This window comes from Hymenobacter sp. FMD4 (assembly GCF_058932745.1).
Genome location: NZ_JBZYWH010000002.1, coordinates 254,942 through 271,460, shown reverse-complemented (window position 1 = coordinate 271,460; position 16,519 = coordinate 254,942). Strand labels below are relative to the sequence as shown.

17 protein-coding genes are annotated in these 16,519 nt (G+C 58.3%); 11 read left to right on the top strand and 6 right to left on the bottom strand.

Annotated features, from left to right (window positions below; all coding sequences use genetic code 11):
• From rsmI to AC5FXY_RS03110, 6 genes are all read left to right on the top strand, one after another.
• Positions 1–699 (top strand): 16S rRNA (cytidine(1402)-2'-O)-methyltransferase, encoded by a 699-nt coding sequence (gene rsmI, locus AC5FXY_RS03135; RefSeq protein WP_493555170.1) that lies wholly within the window; start codon positions 1–3, stop codon positions 697–699.
• On the top strand, positions 674–2,332 hold the full coding sequence (gene lnt / locus AC5FXY_RS03130; RefSeq protein ID WP_493555169.1) for an apolipoprotein N-acyltransferase: 1,659 nt from the start codon (positions 674–676) through the stop codon (positions 2,330–2,332). The genes rsmI and lnt overlap by 26 nt, the downstream gene beginning before the upstream one ends.
• 108 nt (positions 2,333–2,440) lie before the next feature.
• A complete protein-coding gene (locus tag AC5FXY_RS03125) occupies positions 2,441–3,241 on the top strand; it encodes an inositol monophosphatase family protein (RefSeq protein WP_493555168.1) in 801 nt (266 codons plus the stop codon).
• Between the two features lie 378 nt (positions 3,242–3,619).
• Positions 3,620–3,820: a FeoB-associated Cys-rich membrane protein gene (locus AC5FXY_RS03120; protein ID WP_493555167.1), complete on the top strand. Its 201-nt coding sequence runs from the start codon at positions 3,620–3,622 to the stop codon at positions 3,818–3,820.
• 129 nt (positions 3,821–3,949) lie between these two features.
• Entirely contained in the window at positions 3,950–4,294 is a 345-nt protein-coding gene (locus AC5FXY_RS03115; RefSeq protein WP_493555166.1) for a hypothetical protein, read from the top strand.
• A 98-nt stretch (positions 4,295–4,392) separates the two neighbouring features.
• Positions 4,393–5,676, top strand: coding sequence for an erythromycin esterase family protein (locus AC5FXY_RS03110; RefSeq protein ID WP_493555165.1), 1,284 nt, complete (start codon positions 4,393–4,395; stop codon positions 5,674–5,676).
• Positions 5,677–5,757: 81 nt separating this feature from the next.
• On the opposite strand, the gene AC5FXY_RS03105 is transcribed toward AC5FXY_RS03110, so the two are convergent.
• The 6 genes from AC5FXY_RS03105 to AC5FXY_RS03080 all read right to left on the bottom strand — a co-directional run bounded on the left by AC5FXY_RS03105 (position 5,758) and on the right by AC5FXY_RS03080 (position 12,172).
• Positions 5,758–6,645, bottom strand: coding sequence for a mechanosensitive ion channel family protein (locus tag AC5FXY_RS03105; protein WP_493555164.1), 888 nt, complete (start codon positions 6,643–6,645; stop codon positions 5,758–5,760).
• A 249-nt stretch (positions 6,646–6,894) separates the two neighbouring features.
• The gene (locus AC5FXY_RS03100) at positions 6,895–8,178 is read right to left on the bottom strand and encodes a protoporphyrinogen/coproporphyrinogen oxidase (protein WP_493555163.1); all 1,284 of its coding nucleotides are present in this window, start codon (positions 8,176–8,178) and stop codon (positions 6,895–6,897) included.
• Between the two features lie 134 nt (positions 8,179–8,312).
• Positions 8,313–8,777: a hypothetical protein gene (locus tag AC5FXY_RS03095; RefSeq protein ID WP_493555162.1), complete on the bottom strand. Its 465-nt coding sequence runs from the start codon at positions 8,775–8,777 to the stop codon at positions 8,313–8,315.
• A 157-nt stretch (positions 8,778–8,934) separates the two neighbouring features.
• The gene (locus AC5FXY_RS03090; RefSeq protein WP_493555161.1) at positions 8,935–10,104 is read right to left on the bottom strand and encodes a toxin-antitoxin system YwqK family antitoxin; all 1,170 of its coding nucleotides are present in this window, start codon (positions 10,102–10,104) and stop codon (positions 8,935–8,937) included.
• A 181-nt stretch (positions 10,105–10,285) separates the two neighbouring features.
• The gene (locus AC5FXY_RS03085; protein ID WP_493555160.1) at positions 10,286–11,332 is read right to left on the bottom strand and encodes a toxin-antitoxin system YwqK family antitoxin; all 1,047 of its coding nucleotides are present in this window, start codon (positions 11,330–11,332) and stop codon (positions 10,286–10,288) included.
• A gap of 198 nt (positions 11,333–11,530) precedes the next feature.
• Positions 11,531–12,172: a c-type heme family protein gene (locus AC5FXY_RS03080; RefSeq protein ID WP_493555159.1), complete on the bottom strand. Its 642-nt coding sequence runs from the start codon at positions 12,170–12,172 to the stop codon at positions 11,531–11,533.
• Between the two features lie 94 nt (positions 12,173–12,266).
• Between AC5FXY_RS03080 and prfA the strand changes: the two genes are divergently transcribed.
• From prfA to AC5FXY_RS03055, 5 genes are all read left to right on the top strand, one after another.
• On the top strand, positions 12,267–13,340 hold the full coding sequence (gene prfA / locus AC5FXY_RS03075) for a peptide chain release factor 1 (protein WP_493555158.1): 1,074 nt from the start codon (positions 12,267–12,269) through the stop codon (positions 13,338–13,340).
• A gap of 732 nt (positions 13,341–14,072) precedes the next feature.
• Positions 14,073–14,432 (top strand): hypothetical protein, encoded by a 360-nt coding sequence (locus AC5FXY_RS03070; RefSeq protein ID WP_493555157.1) that lies wholly within the window; start codon positions 14,073–14,075, stop codon positions 14,430–14,432.
• Complete coding sequence (locus tag AC5FXY_RS03065; RefSeq protein WP_493555156.1) at positions 14,433–15,044, top strand: YceI family protein; 612 nt, start codon at positions 14,433–14,435, stop codon at positions 15,042–15,044.
• 49 nt (positions 15,045–15,093) lie between these two features.
• Positions 15,094–16,017: a DUF5777 family beta-barrel protein gene (locus tag AC5FXY_RS03060; protein ID WP_493555155.1), complete on the top strand. Its 924-nt coding sequence runs from the start codon at positions 15,094–15,096 to the stop codon at positions 16,015–16,017.
• A 50-nt stretch (positions 16,018–16,067) separates the two neighbouring features.
• Positions 16,068–16,508 carry a CHRD domain-containing protein gene (locus AC5FXY_RS03055; protein WP_493555154.1) on the top strand — a complete coding sequence of 147 codons (441 nt, stop codon included), beginning with the start codon at positions 16,068–16,070 and terminating at the stop codon, positions 16,506–16,508.
• The last annotated feature ends 11 nt before the right edge of the window (positions 16,509–16,519 follow it).

Here is a 16,519-nt window from a genome sequence, read left to right as displayed (position 1 = left end):
ATGTCCGACAACACGCCCTCGCCCGCCGCGCTTACCATTGTACCCACGCCCATCGGCAACCTGGAGGATATCACGCTCCGGGCTATCCGCGTGCTGGGTGAGGTGGACCTGGTGCTGGCCGAAGATACCCGCACCAGCGGCCGGCTCATGCAGCACCTGGGCCTTAAGAAACCCATGCAGAGCTACCACCTGCACAACGAGCACAAAGTGGTGGCGCACCTGCTGGAGCGGCTGGAAAAAGGCGAACGGATGGCCTTAGTATCGGATGCCGGCACGCCGGGCATCTCCGACCCAGGCTTTTTGTTGGTGCGCGAGTGCCTGGCCAAAGGCTTGAAAGTAGAATGCCTGCCCGGCCCCACGGCTTTTGTACCGGCCTTGCTAAAGTCGGGCTTCGGGGCCGAGCGGTTTACGTTCGAAGGTTTTTTGCCGGTAAAAAAAGGCCGGCAGACGCGTCTGCGCGAACTTGCTGAGGAGCGCCGCACGTTGATCTTCTACGAGTCGCCGCACCGGCTGGTGAAGACGCTGGAGCAGTTCGCCGAGACTTTCGGGCCGGAGCGCATGGCCTCCGTCAGCCGCGAGCTTACCAAATTGTTTGAAGAAACCGTAACCGACACGCTGGCCGAACTGGCCCGTACGTTTGGGGCCCGGACTACCATAAAAGGAGAAATTGTCATTGTCGTTCAAGGACTTCGCGAATAAGCCCTGGCTGCTGGTGCTGCTCGGGCCACTACTCTTGTGGGCCGGCTGGCCGGTACACCCTGCCCCCGCACCGCTGCTGCTGTTCATCGGACTGGTGCCGCTGCTGCGCTTGGAGCAGGTGCTGCGGCTGCAGGGCGCCCGCTCGGGCCGCTTCTGGCGGCTGAGCTACGTGTTTCTGCTGCTCTGGAACGTGTTTACCACCTACTGGGTGGCCTACAGCACGGTGGGCGGCGGCGTGGCGGCCAACATCCTCAACGCCCTGCTGCAAAGCCTGCCGCTGCTGGCCTTCTGGCACACGCGCCGCCTGGCGGGGCCGCTGGTGGGCTATTTATCGTTTGTGGTGTACTGGCTGGCTTTCGAACAGCTGCACCTCACCTGGGACCTGTCGTGGCCTTGGCTGACGCTCGGCAATGCTTTCGCCATGGTGCCGGGCTGGGTGCAGTGGTACGAGTACACCGGGCAACTCGGCGGCTCGTTGTGGGTGCTGCTGACCAATCTGGCCTTCTTCTGGGCGCTGTTCGGCCGCGAGGAACGAGCTACCCTGCCCGAAAACCACGGCTTCGTAGTGCACCGCCCGCAGCCGAAGCTCGTGCGTTGGGCAGTGCCCATGGCCGCTGTGGCCGTGCCACTGCTGATTTCCTTGTTCATCAATAGCCGCTGGCAGGAAAAAGGCCCGGCGGCCGAGGTGGTGGTGGTTCAGCCCAACATCGACCCGTTCGAGGAAAAATTCTCCAGCGGCTCCCGCCACATCACGCCCCAGGAGCAGCGCGAGCGGATGATCAATCTCACCCAACAAGCGGCCACTCCGCAGACGAAGCTGGTGCTGTGGCCCGAAACTTCGTTGGAAGAATACCACTGGGAAAGTGAGCTGGAGCAGCACCCCGACATGGTGCGCGTGCGGCAACTGCTGAGTCAGTACCCCAACATGCGCCTGATGTCGGGCCTGACCTCGCTGGCAGCATACCCCTCTAAAGAAGCTGCCAGTGCCACGGCCCGCTTCCGCGAAGGCATCGGTTATTACGATGTGTACAACGCGGCTGTGCACGTGAGCAGCGCCACGGGCCCTTTCCAGCTTTACCACAAGTCCAAGCTGGTACCCGGTGTGGAGAAGGTTCCCGGCTGGCTGAACTCGGCCCTGGGCACCATCGACCTGGGCGGCGTGGTAGGCTCCTATGGCTCGCAGGAGCACCGTGCGGTATTTCGGCCCTTCGGCGCCACGGCCGACAGCGCCCTGCGCGTGGCGCCCGTTATCTGCTACGAGTCGGTCTACTCCGACTATGTGAGCGAGTATGTGCGCCGCGGCGCCACGCTCATCGGCATCATCACCAACGACGGCTGGTGGAGCGACTCGCCCGGCTACAAGCAGCACCTGACTTACGGTCGCCTGCGCGCCATCGAGACCCGCCGCGACATTGCCCGCTCGGCCAATACCGGCGTGTCGGCCTTCATCAACCAGCGCGGCGACATCGTGCAGCAAACCGGCTGGTGGGTGCCAGCCGTGAGCCGCTACACCGTGCACCTCAACGACGAACTGACCTTCTACACCCGTCACGGCGAGCTGCTTGGCCACGCCGTGCAGGTGCTGGCAGTGCTGCTGCTGGTGTTTGTGGTGGCGCGGCGCTTTGTGAAGTAACCTCAACTGGCATCCTGTGTAAAGCAAAGGACCTTCTTACATCAGCAGGCTTCTCTCTGGCGTAAGAGGGTCCTTTGCTTTACACAGGATGACAACATTTATTCTAGAATGACAGATTTCAACCAACTCAGCCTCCAAGTAGCCGAAGTAGCCCGCCGGGCCGGCCAGTTTATTCGTCAGGAAGCCGCCAGCTTCGACCGCGGCCGCGTTGAGAATAAGGGCCTGCACGACATGGTTTCGTACGTCGATCAGGAGTCGGAGCGACTGGTGGTGGCGGGGCTGCGTGAGCTATTGCCCGAGGCCGGGTTCATCACGGAAGAAGGCACAGCTGGTGCTCCCAGCCGCACTGAGGAATTCACCTGGATTATCGATCCGCTCGACGGCACCACCAACTTCATCCACGGCTTGCCGTGCTATTCCGTCAGCATCGCGCTGATGCAGGGTCAGGAGCTAGTAGTGGGCGTGGTGTATGAAGTAAACCTTGACGAATGCTTCCGAGCTGTGAGCGGCGGCGGCGCCTTCTGCAACGACAAGCCCATTCGCGTATCCGAGGCGCAGGAGCTGAACCATTCACTCATCGCCACGGGCTTCCCGTACAGCAACTTCAATAAGATTGACACCTACCTGCCCATCCTGAAGGAGTTTATGCGCCGCACCAACGGCGTACGCCGCGTGGGCTCGGCGGCGGTAGACCTGGCCTGGGTAGCAGCCGGACGTTTCGAGGCCTACTTCGAGTTCAATATCAACTCCTACGACGTGGCGGCGGGCATCCTGCTGGTGCGCGAAGCAGGCGGCCGCGTCACGCAGTTTTTGGAGGATGGCGACCCGGTATTCAACCGCGAAATAGTAGCCAGCAACGGCGGCGTGCACCAGGAAATGCAGGAGGTGATAGGCGAGTATTGGAAGTAAGCGGCGCTTCGTACAAATGCTTCGCCATCACTACCACGATGCGAACCTGGTTGGCTTTGTGTTGGGTCCGCGGCGCGAATTGTTGCTTCAGTTGCTGCTAGACCCCATTTGGAACCCAGCAGCCCAGCGGGGAATAAGCCTTCGGATAGGAGCTATCAGTAACTACGAGGCAGTAGAAGCATTCTTCCTTGGTATGCCGAATCCTTTGTCGCCAGACGCTTTTCTGGACCAAGTTGACGAGATTCGCTATGAAGCGGGACAACTACTCGTCTGTTTCGACCAGCGTGGAAGCTTGCTGATTCACAGTAGTAAGCTTCAGGAGTATCCTTCGTAGCCACCGGGCAACTTTTTCCGCATTGAGCTAGTTTTGCAAGCGTTATGCTCGTTCAGGAACTCATCATCCTTGCGCTTTTCCTAGTGGCCGCCATTTACATCGGGCGGCGGCTGTGGCTGAGCTTCTTCGCCAAATCCGATAGTGCCTGCCCCAAGGGCTGCGGTGGCGGCTGCAACACGCTGAACGTAGAGGCCTTGCAGCGCCAGATTGAGGCCGCGCAGAGAAACGCCAAGCAGCCGGCTTAATCAAAGTATTTCGGCTCGACCATATAACCCGCCCCGCCCGTGGCCTCGTATAGCCCGGGCGGGGCGGCGCGTTTTCGGCCGTCGTGCATTCCTTCTCTCGATTCCTTCCACACCAAGCACCCCTGCGTCATGCAAGACAAAGAAGAAGAACGCGCACTCGTCAACGTTGAGAAGAAACTCAAGGAGACGGGTTTCACGGAAGATTTCAAAGTAACCAACAGCCGTCTGCACACCTTCAAAGACGACCAGCAGACGTACGGCCCCGAGGAGGTATCCATCGTGGACTTTTACCGTTTCGAGGGCGAAAGCAACCCCGACGACATGTCTATTCTGTACGCCGTGGAATGCAGCGACGGCACCCGCGGGACCATTTCCATAGCTTATGGCCTGTATGCCGAGTCGGAGCAGGACACTTTCGAATTCTTCAAACGCGTAGAAGACCTCGGAAAAAACCTCGACAAAGCTCACAAGTAGACGCCCTTTCGTATACCTATTGCCGCGCCGCCACCGGGCAGCTCCTTCACAGGAGTGCCAGGGGCGGCGCTACTTGTTCCCATCCTTCCCATACGGCTATGAAAGCAACCATTCCCCATCACCCGCTGCGCACGGCTGCCGACCTCGACCCACTGCTGGCTCAGATCGGCGACGCCCGCGTGGTGCTGCTCGGTGAAGCTTCCCACGGCACGCACGAGTACTACACCTGGCGCGCAGCCCTTACCAAGCGCCTGATCGAAGAGAAGGGCTTCAACTTCATGGCGGTGGAAGGCGACTGGCCCGACTGCTTCCAGGTGAACCTGGCGGTAAAGCAGCCCGATAGTCAGCCCACCGCCAAACTGCTTCAAACCTTTAACCGCTGGCCCACCTGGATGTGGGGCAACTGGGAAGTTGCCGCGCTGGTGGACTGGCTGCGTCAGCACAACGCCCAACGGCCCAGTGGCAAAAAAGCTGGGTTCTACGGGCTGGATGTGTATTCGCTCTGGGAGTCTTTGGAGCAGATCATGCAATACGCCGGTCAGAAAGGTGAAGCCGCCGCGCAGGCGGCCCAGCGCGCTTACCGTTGCTTCGAGCCGTACAGCGCCGATCCGCAGGAATACGCTCAAGCGGTGGCTTTCGTGAGCGAAGACTGCGAAGACGAAGTACTAAACATGCTGCGGGCCTTACAAACCCGCACACCAAGCACCAGCCCCGACGGCCTCGGCAAGGAAATGGATTTTGCTACCGAGCAAAACGCGCTGGTGGCCGTGAATGCCGAACGCTACTACAAAGCCATGCTGCGTGGCGGCGGCTCGTCGTGGAACGTGCGCGACCACCACATGATGGAAACCCTCCAACGGCTGCTCACTCTGCACGGCCCGCAGAGCAAGGCCATCGTGTGGGAACACAACACCCACGTGGGCGACGCTCGCTACACCGATATGGTGGCCGATGGCATGGTAAACGTGGGCCAGCTCGCCCGCCAGGAATACGGTCGTGACAACGTCTTTATCGTCGGCTTCGGCTCGTACCAGGGCTCTGTCATTGCCGGCAAAAGCTGGGGTGCACCCATGGAAGTAATGCCCGTGCCCGAAGCCCGCAACAACTCCTGGGAGGCATTGCTGCACACCGAAATTGGCCAAGATGCTATGCTGTTTTCCAGCGAGTTGCGGCGGCAACAAAGCCTGCTCGATCATATCAACCACCGCGCCATCGGGGTGGTGTACCGGCCCGAACGCGAACGGTTCGGTAACTACGTGCCTACTGTGGTACCCGAGCGCTACGACGCCTTTTTGTACCTCGATCAAACGAAAGCATTGCACCCCTTGCCCACGCCGCAAAACGAGCACGTGCCGCCAGACATGTACCCCTGGGCGATGTAGCCAGGGCCAGCTTCCAACAAAGAAAGCGGGGCCAGCAAACTGACGTTTGCTGGCCCCGCTGTTATTACATCAGGTATTATATCAGGCTTTGCCTTCACCCAAAAACGAGCCGGGCGCGGCGGGGCCGTCCATGTGCAATACGCGCTGCGGAAACGGAATCCGGATGCCGTGCTGATCAAAAGCCTGCTTAATGCGCACGATGGCCTCGCTGCGGGCCGAGATGTAGTCAACCTGCCGGCGGTAAGGCACCCAGAAGCGCACTTGAAAATTGATGGAGCTGTCGGCAAATTCCGTGAACATCACCTCGATGGGCCGGCCCTCCACCACGTGCGGCACGCTGGACACGGCTTCCTGCACCACCGTCTGCACTAGGCGCAGGTCGGAATTGTAGGCTATGCCGCAGGTCAGATCGATGCGGCGCATGGTGTTCTCGGTGAAGTTGATGAGCGGGTTTTCAAACACCTTGCGGTTGGGCACGCGCACCAGCTCGCCGGTGGTCTGGCGAATATCCGTGGTGCGCAGACTGATGCGCTCCACGTTGCCAAAGAAGCTGTTTGACTCCACCACGTCGCCCACATTGAAGGGGCGCTGCACGGCGATGATGATGCCACTGATGAAGTTGGCCGCAATATCCTGAAACGCAAAACCCAGCGCCAAACCCAAGATACCGACGCCGGCCAGCAAGGAAGTGACCGTCTTTTGCAGGTTCAGTACTTCCAGCACGAAAAACAGCCCTATAAAGAGCGTAGCCGTGTACACCAGTGTCGAGGCCAGGTTATTGAGCGTGCCGCTGGCCGACAGCCGCGGCAGAAAGCGCATGGTGGTGCGCTGAACCGTGCGGGCCGCCAACAGCGTGACAATCAGAATCAGCGTAGCAATTACCAGGTTGGGCAGCATCACCACGAGCTGCCGAAACCACACTAGTAATTTATCGGAAAGCAGGTCTAGGGCTTTTTGAAATTCCGTCACGACGGCAAGCATAAGCAGGCTTCAAAGGCAAGTGGAGTATGGGTGGAAGGTACGCAACCCTGCAGTAGGAGGTGGCCCAATGACACGGTTTACCCCTCTATCAGTATCATTTCTATGTTGATGGCACACCAAATGCGCCCCACCTAAACAAAGCTCATAAGGTGCGGCCAAAAGTCAGGACGCAGAAATAAGCCAAGACCTGAGGCCTATGTTGGCCAATAAACTGGCGCCTTGCGAAGGTGAAGCTGACTAACGCTGCGCCAGAATGGCCTCGGCTACTTCCCGGCCCGTAGCCATAGCCGCGTTCAGTGACGGATACGACGCCCAATCGCCGCAGCGGTACAGGCCTTCGGCCAGCTGCTGTGGCTGCCGTGCTGGCTGTCCGGCCTCATACACCGGCAACGCATGCTCGATGTGGTAGGTACCCAGACGACGCCATTTCGCCGCCCCGGTTCCAAACCACGTCACCAGCTCCTGACGCAGCTGCTGAGCTAGCTCATCGTCGCTGAGGCCGTGGTGGCCCTGGGTGCTCACCGATATCAGGGACTGGCCCACAGGTGCATATTCCGGTGCCACGTCGCTGGGAAAAGCCACGTTGTGCGCCAAGCCAGTTAGCGCAGCATTGAGGCGCAACAGCTTGTCGCCGCGGCCCGGCGAACGGCCATCAGCGGCGAAATAGGTACAAGTGGTACGGCGAGCCGCCACTGGCTCCTGACCGGTGTGCGCTGGCACCAGCTGCCGGGCGGCGGGGCCATCGGTAGCCAGCACCACCGCGCTGCCTTCCAGGGTGCGGCCATCGGCAAGCCGCACTGCACGGCCTTCAATGGCGACCACGCGGGCGTGCAGCTCCACGCTGCCTTTGGGTAGGCGGGCAGCCAGCTGTTGGGGTATTTCCTGAATGCCGCGGGCGGGCAGGGCTGCATCACCTTCCACAAAGTGCTTGAACACGAATTCGAAGAAGTTGCTGGCCGTGGTCAGCTCCCGATCCAGGTACACGCCCCCGAAAAAGGGTCGAAAGAACGATTCAATCATCTGTTCGCTCCAGCCGTAGCGGCGCAGGAAGCTGAGCGTATCGGTGGCTTCGCGACCCAATAATTCATCGCTGCTGGTGCGGCTCACGTGCTGGGCCAGGCTTACCAGTCGTAGTTTATCGGCTAGCGTACCGACGGGTGCTGTAACGGCCGTAAGCCCCAGCAGAGGCTGCTTCAGCGGATTGCGCAGCGTAATTTGCTGACCGTAAGGCAGGCGGATGACGGCACCGGAAGTAAACTTCTGTAGCTGCAGCGCTCCGTAGTCCATCAACCGCTGCACCTCAGGGTAGCTGGTAAGCAGGATTTGGAAGCCGTGGTCGAGGCGGAAGCCATCGGGCGTGACGTCGGTGCGCACACGGCCGCCCACGCCGTCGGCCGCTTCCAGCACGTGCACGGCGCGGCCGGCCCGGTGCAGGTAGCAGGCGCAGGTAAGGCCGGCCATACCGGCACCGATGATGATTACTGGAAGCGAAGCAGCAGGAGAGGGGGCGTCGGGAGTCATACCTTGCCCAAACTGCAAAGCGGGGGTGAAGGTTGATATTTAGCCGTAGAGTTTTACCCCGTATTGCTGTTCAAAGGCCCGAATTTCTTCTTAGCTCATAGTGGCTTTCAATAGAAAGGTGCGTTGTCCTCTTACTATTTCCCGCACCGGCACCTGCCGCTCGTCCCAGCCTGCAGCAGCTGAATCAACATTCGTTCTTGCTGCTGTTGTCGGATACGTACCAACATCGGTGCCCAACTTCCAACTTGAATCTTGGTTTCGTCTGCCGCACCGACGCGACGGATTGGGCTTTGCAGGTATCCGTGGTATTCTATTCTGATAGGGGATTTGGCGTGCAATTGCTGCTCTATCACACTACCCTCAGGGTTCATCAGGTAAGCAGCATCTACGGTTAAAGTCAGAACGTTTACAACCTTTTCTTTTCTGCTCATCACGGAAAAGCCGCTAAAGGAAAACGCGCTCGACTGAATGCCCTCCGAGTCAGGCTCTGGTGCTAAGACGGCTAAGCTTAACAGGAGTGCATCACCCGAATGAAAGTATTCTCCACGCAAAGCCGCCCGGCTAGCCCGCGCTAGTAAATCAGGACAAATTGTGGCCATAACAGCAAAAGAAGCAGGCACTGGTAAGACCGGCCGTACCGGTCCCAATGATTACAGGAGGCCAAGCAGCGGGGAAGAGGTGTTAGGAGCCATACTTGGCCTTGCTACAAGTTGAATGCGAGGAACTGACGACGTTGACGAATGTCCCTGTCAAGGTCTATTTCGAGCCAGCTACAGGAGCCGACTCAGCTGCTACGACTGCACCCGGCACAAACATCAGACTGTAGCGGTCCATCACAGCCTTGAATGTAACTTCCACCCAGCTGGCCACGGCCGCTCCATCCACGTGCGCAGGCTGCCAACGGGGTAATCTGCGCATCAGGGTTAATAGTTGCCGGGCAGCTTCCCGGTTATTGCCATCCACCGTGCTTGGCTCAAAAGCCCAGTTACCAAATTCGTCCAATTGCACCTTCATCACGAACACTCCGCGGTACTGACCCAGCGCATCGGCGTCGTTGAGCTGCTTGATACGGCCCCACAGCAGCTCCGCGTAGGCACTGCTGCCCTGCTTAAAGAAAGCAGGCGCGTATCGGTTATTATTTGGTGCGGCCATTCGGGCTGCTACCTGGGCAGCACAAGGCTGCGACAGCACAAACTGCTCGGCTCCGTAAAAGACAGGTCGTTCGGCAATGCCTAAGCGGGAAGCATCCTTGTAAGTGGGCGCAGTGCCTGGAAAAGCACTGAACTGCCGTCCTGATTTAAAGCGGCCATCGGCAAACGTTTCGGCCAGCATTACTTTTCCGGCGGTGGTCTGCGACTCCCAGCGCCCATCTGGCATGCCGTTCAGCACGGCTCCGCCAAAACGATACCCGTTTTCTTGCCGGTACCACTGCCCGACGCCGTCCTGCACGGTCTGTTTACCATCCTCCGACCAAGCTTGCAGCACTTTAACGGTTTCGTTTGGCCCAAACTGCAAGGTCTGGCAGCGCTGCCCCGTTGGATACCAGTATTCCCACATTCCAGTCCGCTGATTGGCCTGATATTGCCCTTGCGCTGCTAAGCGCCCGTTGCGGTGGTACCAATTAAAATTACCCTCCTTCTGGCCGTGATTATAAAAGCCAGTCAACACTAGGGAGTCTCCTTTAATGCGCAAATCTTTTATCTGGCCCTGGAAGCTGCCTTGGCTATCTAGCCGCACGTGCCGCCGCATTACTGCGCAGGCGGGTTGGCTCATCTGATAATCTTCCCGGTAGAACAAATGCACACTGTCGCCTTCTACAACCCGGACATAAGTGCTTAACGGCGCACCTTGATTAGTGGCTTGTTGGGCCTGTAGGGCAATCGGCAAGCCCCCTAACGTAAATAACAGAGCGTAAAATTGACGCATTTTAGACCAGGAAGCTTGTATAATAGCATTGACAGAATACAAATATGCCGGTATCCTGCAAATAAATAACGCTTACGGATGAGGCTTTCGAAATAGTAATTCTACTTGCGGAATGGGCTGTTTCTTCCGAAGCTTTGCATACCCTTTTCCGGCTAACAAACGCTGTATCCTGTGGAGCTTGTCAGAGGAGGTTTGGCATTGGAACGGCGGGTATTTGTTCGGGCAGCAAACGAGCGGCTGGGCGCACTGCTATTTTATGCGTGGAAGTATTAAGCTCGATATCCACGTAGCCCGGCACCGGCACACCCTGGAATAGCGCAGGCTGCCAAGAGGGCATTCCTCGGGTGAGCAGATTTTGTAGCACTTTTTGCAACGCCTTGCTCTCGCCTTCAAAATTGGTAAAGCGGCCCGTAGCATCCAGGATGCAACGAACCTTCGCTTTTTCGGGCAGCAGCTTATACCACCGGTCTTGGCGGTAGCGAAGCATGCGCTGCGTGAGCCGGTCGGCGTAACGCTCTACCCCAAGTGCTACCGTAGGCACACGCAAATGCTCCTGCAACAAAGCAAATTGCTGCCGGCGCGTCTGCTCGTCGCAAGTAAACCCCAGCCGCAGCGGCGAAGCACGCTCAACAGTGCTGCTAAACGTCGGGTGTAGCAACGGGCCAGAGTAAAGCGACGCTTGTTGCCGGGATTTTGCGGCCCAGTTGCCCTTGCGAAACCGCCCTCTTTCGTAGTGCTCTACAGCTACTAGCTCTTGGTTACCCACGGTGCGGTACCCGCGCCACTGCCCATCGGGCAGGCCCATCAGCACCCTCCCGGAACTACGCAACCCCCGCTCAGCTCTGCCCTGCCATAAGCCGCGGCCGTTGGCGACCAACTGATGACCGACTGTATCCCAGTAAGCCATGATGCGGGCCGTACCGTCCGTAGGGTAACGCAGCAGTTGCCAGTTCTGTCCTGATTTGTACCAATAGTTCCAATCGCCCAGCCGGACACCCTGCTCAAATTGGCCTCGTACAGCTTGTTGGCCATTGGAATAAAATATTTCATAAGGCCCGTGCAATACTCCGTCCTTGTAATTGACTTGGGCAAGCAGCTTACCATTAGCTGTTCGAAAGTCGCGGGCAATACCGTAAAGGTTGCCCTCGGGCGACAGACGTGCCTGTCGCTGTATAACGGCGCACTCCTTCGGGGTTAGTTCGTATTGGGCATTAAAAAATAACGTCACGCTATCAGTTGTAATAGGCTCGCTGCACTGCGCTAATACCGCGCGCTGTGCGTTAGCCGATGGATGACTCCATGCGCCCAGCAGCGCGATTAATGCGCTTACAACACCTATTGATGGCTTCATCAGCATACCGAATACAATAATTACAAAGTGGCTGTGAGGCTTTCGTGCACCACTAATAAGAGAGTGGATTGGAGCTTAAAACAGCTTCCGCCGCTTGGGAATCTTGCGCGTCTTTTGGGTATAGAACTCGGCCACGCCGCGGCGGCTCATCGGAATCACCCAGCGGCCGATGAGCTGGCCGGGCCGGTAGCCAGTCAGCTGTTTGCCCGGGTACTCGGTGGCCAGCAGCTCGGCATCGGCCTTGCTGACATTGGAGCCTACTTCGCCGTGGCAGCGAAGGCACATGTCATTGGGTAATAGCACTAATGGGTTTTGTACTTGAAACTGATCCTGACTTGGCCGCTGGGCCGAAGCCGAGTCAGCTTCGGTGACGGCGCGCGGTGGTAGTAGTTCACGGCGGGGCTGGGCATCCAGCTCGCGGGCCAGCTTGACCACGGCGGGCAGCTTTTCGGGCTGACAGAAGGGATGAGCGGCGGCCACACCGCCGGCCGAGAGCCGCTCGTTGAGTTGGGCGCGCCAGCTGCGGTCGGCGGTGCGGGTGAGCGAGTCGCCGGCCCAACGCGCCGCCCACAGCAATTGCTCCGGCTTGATGCGCTTGGGCTGGAAGTTTTCGACTTCGCGGGCTATTTCCTTGGTGTTTTCAAGGTGCTCGACTTGGTCGGGGCGGCAGGCGGCCAGCAGGGGCAGCAGAGCCAGTACGGATAGGCTTCGGCGCATATAGTAGAACGACAACGCTGCCGGAACCTACATTAGGCCCGACGGGTTTTGTACCTTTGCAAAAGTACCGCCCAATTTCGGACCCCAACGACCGATGCTCGACAAATTAGAGGCTATCAACCAGCGTTTCAATGACGTGAGCCAGCAGCTGCTGGACCCCGAGGTCATGAGCGACATGAAACGCTACAAGGCCCTCAACAAGGAATACAAAGACCTCAACAAAATTGTAGTTGAGTACAAGGCTTACCAGAACGTGCTTTCGAACATCGAAGGCGCCCGGGAAGTCATTGCCACGGAGAAAGATCAGGACTTCCGGCAAATGGCCAAGGACGAGCTGGAAACGCTGCTGCCCGAGCAGGAGCGCCTGGAAGTGGTCATCAAGGACCTGTTGATTCCGAAGGACCCCAACGACTCCAAGGACATCATCATGGAAATCCGGGCCGGCGCCGGTGGCGACGAAGCGGCCCTTTTTGCCGGCGACCTGCAGCGCATGTACATGCGCTACGCCGAAAAGCAAGGCTGGAAGATGGAGCTCATCGATGCCATGGAAGGCACCGCAGGCGGCTACAAGGAAATCATCGTGGCCGTGCGCGGCGAAGACGTGTACGCCAAGCTGAAGTTTGAATCGGGGGTGCACCGCGTGCAACGCGTACCGGCTACCGAAACGCAGGGCCGCATCCACACTTCGGTCGCGTCCATCGTGGTGCTGCCCGAAGCTGAGGAATTCGACATCGAACTGGACATGAACGACATCCGCAAGGACCTGTTCTGCTCCTCAGGTCCCGGCGGTCAGTCAGTAAACACGACCTACTCGGCTGTGCGCCTCACTCACTTGCCCACCGGCTTGGTAGCGCAGTGCCAAGACCAGAAGTCGCAGATGAAGAACTTCGACAAGGCCCTGGCCGTGCTACGCTCCCGCGTGTACGAAATGGAGCTGGCCAAGAAAAACGAGGCCGAAGGCGCCCAGCGCAAGAGCATGATTGGGGGTGGTGACCGGTCCGATAAAATCCGCACCTACAACTACCCGCAGGGCCGCGTAACCGACCACCGCATTGGCTACACGGTGTACAACCTGAGCGCCGTGATGGATGGCAACATCGACGACTTCGTAGAGCAGTTGCGCCTCGCCGAAAGCGCCGAGCGCCTGAAAGAAGGCACGGTGGCGTAAGTCACTTCGCTGTAAGGAATAGTTAAAGCCCGGAGCCTCCCTGCTCTGGGCTTTTTCATTTACGGTAACTCGCAACACCAGCTTTTAATAGGATAGTCATCAGCTATAAATAATTATAATTCAAGTAAAATTAATACTAACTCAACAATATTCATTACTTTACGAAGCTCAGTTAAGCAGTTCGCGGTAATCAGTCCAATTTCATCGCGCTATTACCTGCATTCGGCCGGCAAATTGTCGAGTTTATCTAATAGCAGGGTAAAAACAGGCTTTTTGGCCAACCCAAGGACAACCTCCGTCCGTAACAGCGGTTCATAACGCGTCTAGGCTCGACTGCAAGTATCCAGTCGATGAACTTGCGCCTCCAAAAATTGTCACATTTTGCTTACCCTATGAACAAACCCTACTCTTTCGGCTTAAGCTGAAATTTTGCCGGCTGTGTGGCTGTCTGAAGTTAGGAGAAATGCTATTTCATACTTGGCCTGCTTATGTAAGCTGGTCACAGTCAGGCATCTCCTCGCAGGATTTAACAGCCCCCGGTACCGTCCCTTTCTGTTTTTCGGTCCCGGCAATGTGCCGTTACCCTTGGCCTCAGCGGCACTTTAGCCGTTGACCGGCTTCCTATTGCCTTCGGCCAAGCCTAATGCCCAGTACCGCAGGCCGCTTTCCATCGCTCCATCGCCGCTGGCTTAGCTGTCAGCAGCTCTCGTCTTACCACCTACCTGCTTGGCTGTGTTACGATTACGTTTTCTGTTTCTGCTTACTCTCGGAAGTTGTGCTTATGACAATGCCGAGGACATAGCTGCTCCCAAAGCTGAGTGCATAGAGCCCACTGAGGTATCTTATGTGCAGCACATTACCCCGGTGCTCAGCCGCAACTGCTACGCCTGCCATAGCTCGGCGCTGCAAAGCGGCAACCTAAACCTACAGGACCTGGCTGCTTTGCAGCAACGGGCCCGCTCAGGGTTGCTGATGGGCAACGTCACGCACGCGCCGGGCTTCTCCCCGATGCCGCAGGGGGGCGCCAAGCTCTCTGACTGCGATATTGCGCTGCTACAGCGCTGGGTAAACGCGGGTGCGCCGAATAACTAGATGTTACGGCTCCGTTCCATCCTGTTCCGCCCCAGCTGTCTGAGCTTATGGTTGACAGTGCTGTTGCTGCTCGGCAGTACCACTATCGTACCGGCCCAGGAAAAATACCTATCCCAAAAAGGCTCTGTAAGCTTTTACTCTACCAGCATCCTGGAAGACATCGAAGCCAGCACCAATCAGGCCAGCACGTTGGTAGACCTGCGCACGGGGCAGATTGCCTTTTCCATTCCCATTCGTTCGTTTCAGTTCAAGCGCAGCCTCATGCAGGAGCACTTCAACGAGAACTACATGGAATCGGAGCGCTTCCCGAAGTCCACTTTCAAAGGGCACATCAATGCCCTGGACCTGGACGCATTGCGCCAGGGTGGCTCGCAGCGCGTGACGGTGGAAGGCGACCTGACCATCCACGGCGTGACCAAGCGCATAACGGCTTCTGGGGCACTAGAGCTGCAGAAAGACCAAATGCTGGTCAATGCCTACTTCAGTGTGGCGCCGGCTGATTACAACATCGAAGTTCCGCTCCTGGTGCGGGAAAACATTGCCAAAGTAGTGGGCATCAAGGTATCGGTAGCCTGCGAACCGGTAGCCCAGCCCGCGCTGGCCAAGCCCTAATACCCGTAGCCGCTTGCCGGCCTCAGACTTCCGCTTCCACCTACTGCGTATGAATTCCTCCTTTTACTCTTCGGTGGCCCGCATGGCGGCTGCCTTGCTGCTGCTTACTGCCTCATTTACGGCGCAAGCCCAAGACGACCTGCTGGATCAGCTGGAAAATCAGCCTACCAACTTGCCGCTTGTGGCCGAGCCGGTGCAGGCCACCTTCAAAAGCACCCGCCTCATCAACGGCCACACCGTGGAAACGCCGGGCCAGGGCACCATGGTGTTCCTGATTTCGCACCGCTTCGGGACGCTCAATAGCGGCGTTTACAACCTGTTCGGTCTCGATCAGGCCAGCATCCGCTTGGGCCTGGAATACGCCCTCACCGACCGCCTGGAAGTGGGCGTGGGCCGTAGCTCCCTGAACAAGACCATAGACGGCTTCTTCAAGTACCGCGCCGTGCGCCAATCCACTGGCCCGCGGGCCATGCCGGTCAGCCTAACGCTGTTTGGCAGCTCGGCCCTTACCACGCTGCGCTACAACGACAACGTGGACCGCACCTTCACGCGTCGCCTGACGCATACTTACCAGGCGCTGCTGGCCCGCAAGTTTAGCCCCGATCTGTCGCTGCAGCTTATGCCCACGCTGGTGCACCGCAACCTGACGATGAGCCGTGAGGAGCCCAACGACGTGTACGCCATTGGCGGCGGTGGGCGCTACAAGCTTACCAAGCGCTTCTCGCTAAATGCCGAATACTACTACTTGCTGCCGAGCACCAAGCCCTTGGGCGTGCGCAACGCGCTGGCATTGGGCTTCGACATCGAAACCGGCGGCCACATTTTCCAGCTGCACGTGACCAATTCGCAGGGCATGATCGAGAAGCTTTTCATGACCGAAACGCGCGGCAATTTCTTTAAAGGCCACATCTACTTCGGCTTCAACGTCAACCGCAACTTCACCATTAGCTCCCGTTCCACTGCCCGGCGCTAACCGGCTCTTGCTTTCTACTCACACACCTTATTCTTCACTTTTCCACCTTTATGACCTTCAAATCTACCGCACTAGCCCTGCTACTGGGCGTGGTGTCGCTTTCGGCCTGCTCCAAAGAAGACAGCAAGCCCGCCGCCAATGAAACCGTGGAGCTGACTGCCACGCTGAACGGGCAGCAGGAAGTACCGGCCAACAACTCGACGGCCACCGGCACCATGACGGGTACGTACAACAAAACCACCCGCGTGCTTACCTACACCGTTACTTACCAGGGCCTCACGCCGGCCGCTGGCCACATCCACCAAGCGCCTCCCGGCTCCAACGGCGGCGTGATGGTACCCTTCAGCAGCGTGGCTTCTTCGCCCATCACGGGCACGGCTACCCTGTCGGAGGCCGATGGCACGCAGCTGCTCGCGGGCAATTCGTACGTGAACCTGCATACCCAGGCTTACACTGCCGGCGAAATCCGCGGCAACATTCGCCAGCGCTAAGCCCGGAAGTT

Coding starts and splice junctions, on each gene's coding strand:
- rsmI (WP_493555170.1), top strand. CDS start 1: ATGTCCGACAACACGCCCTCGCCCGCCGCGCTTACCATTGTACCCACG.
- AC5FXY_RS03125 (WP_493555168.1), top strand. CDS start 2,441: ATGACAGATTTCAACCAACTCAGCCTCCAAGTAGCCGAAGTAGCCCGC.
- AC5FXY_RS03120 (WP_493555167.1), top strand. CDS start 3,620: ATGCTCGTTCAGGAACTCATCATCCTTGCGCTTTTCCTAGTGGCCGCC.
- AC5FXY_RS03115 (WP_493555166.1), top strand. CDS start 3,950: ATGCAAGACAAAGAAGAAGAACGCGCACTCGTCAACGTTGAGAAGAAA.
- AC5FXY_RS03110 (WP_493555165.1), top strand. CDS start 4,393: ATGAAAGCAACCATTCCCCATCACCCGCTGCGCACGGCTGCCGACCTC.
- AC5FXY_RS03100 (WP_493555163.1), bottom strand. CDS start 8,178: ATGACTCCCGACGCCCCCTCTCCTGCTGCTTCGCTTCCAGTAATCATC.
- AC5FXY_RS03095 (WP_493555162.1), bottom strand. CDS start 8,777: ATGGCCACAATTTGTCCTGATTTACTAGCGCGGGCTAGCCGGGCGGCT.
- AC5FXY_RS03090 (WP_493555161.1), bottom strand. CDS start 10,104: ATGCGTCAATTTTACGCTCTGTTATTTACGTTAGGGGGCTTGCCGATT.
- AC5FXY_RS03080 (WP_493555159.1), bottom strand. CDS start 12,172: ATGCGCCGAAGCCTATCCGTACTGGCTCTGCTGCCCCTGCTGGCCGCC.
- prfA (WP_493555158.1), top strand. CDS start 12,267: ATGCTCGACAAATTAGAGGCTATCAACCAGCGTTTCAATGACGTGAGC.
- AC5FXY_RS03065 (WP_493555156.1), top strand. CDS start 14,433: ATGTTACGGCTCCGTTCCATCCTGTTCCGCCCCAGCTGTCTGAGCTTA.
- AC5FXY_RS03060 (WP_493555155.1), top strand. CDS start 15,094: ATGAATTCCTCCTTTTACTCTTCGGTGGCCCGCATGGCGGCTGCCTTG.
- AC5FXY_RS03055 (WP_493555154.1), top strand. CDS start 16,068: ATGACCTTCAAATCTACCGCACTAGCCCTGCTACTGGGCGTGGTGTCG.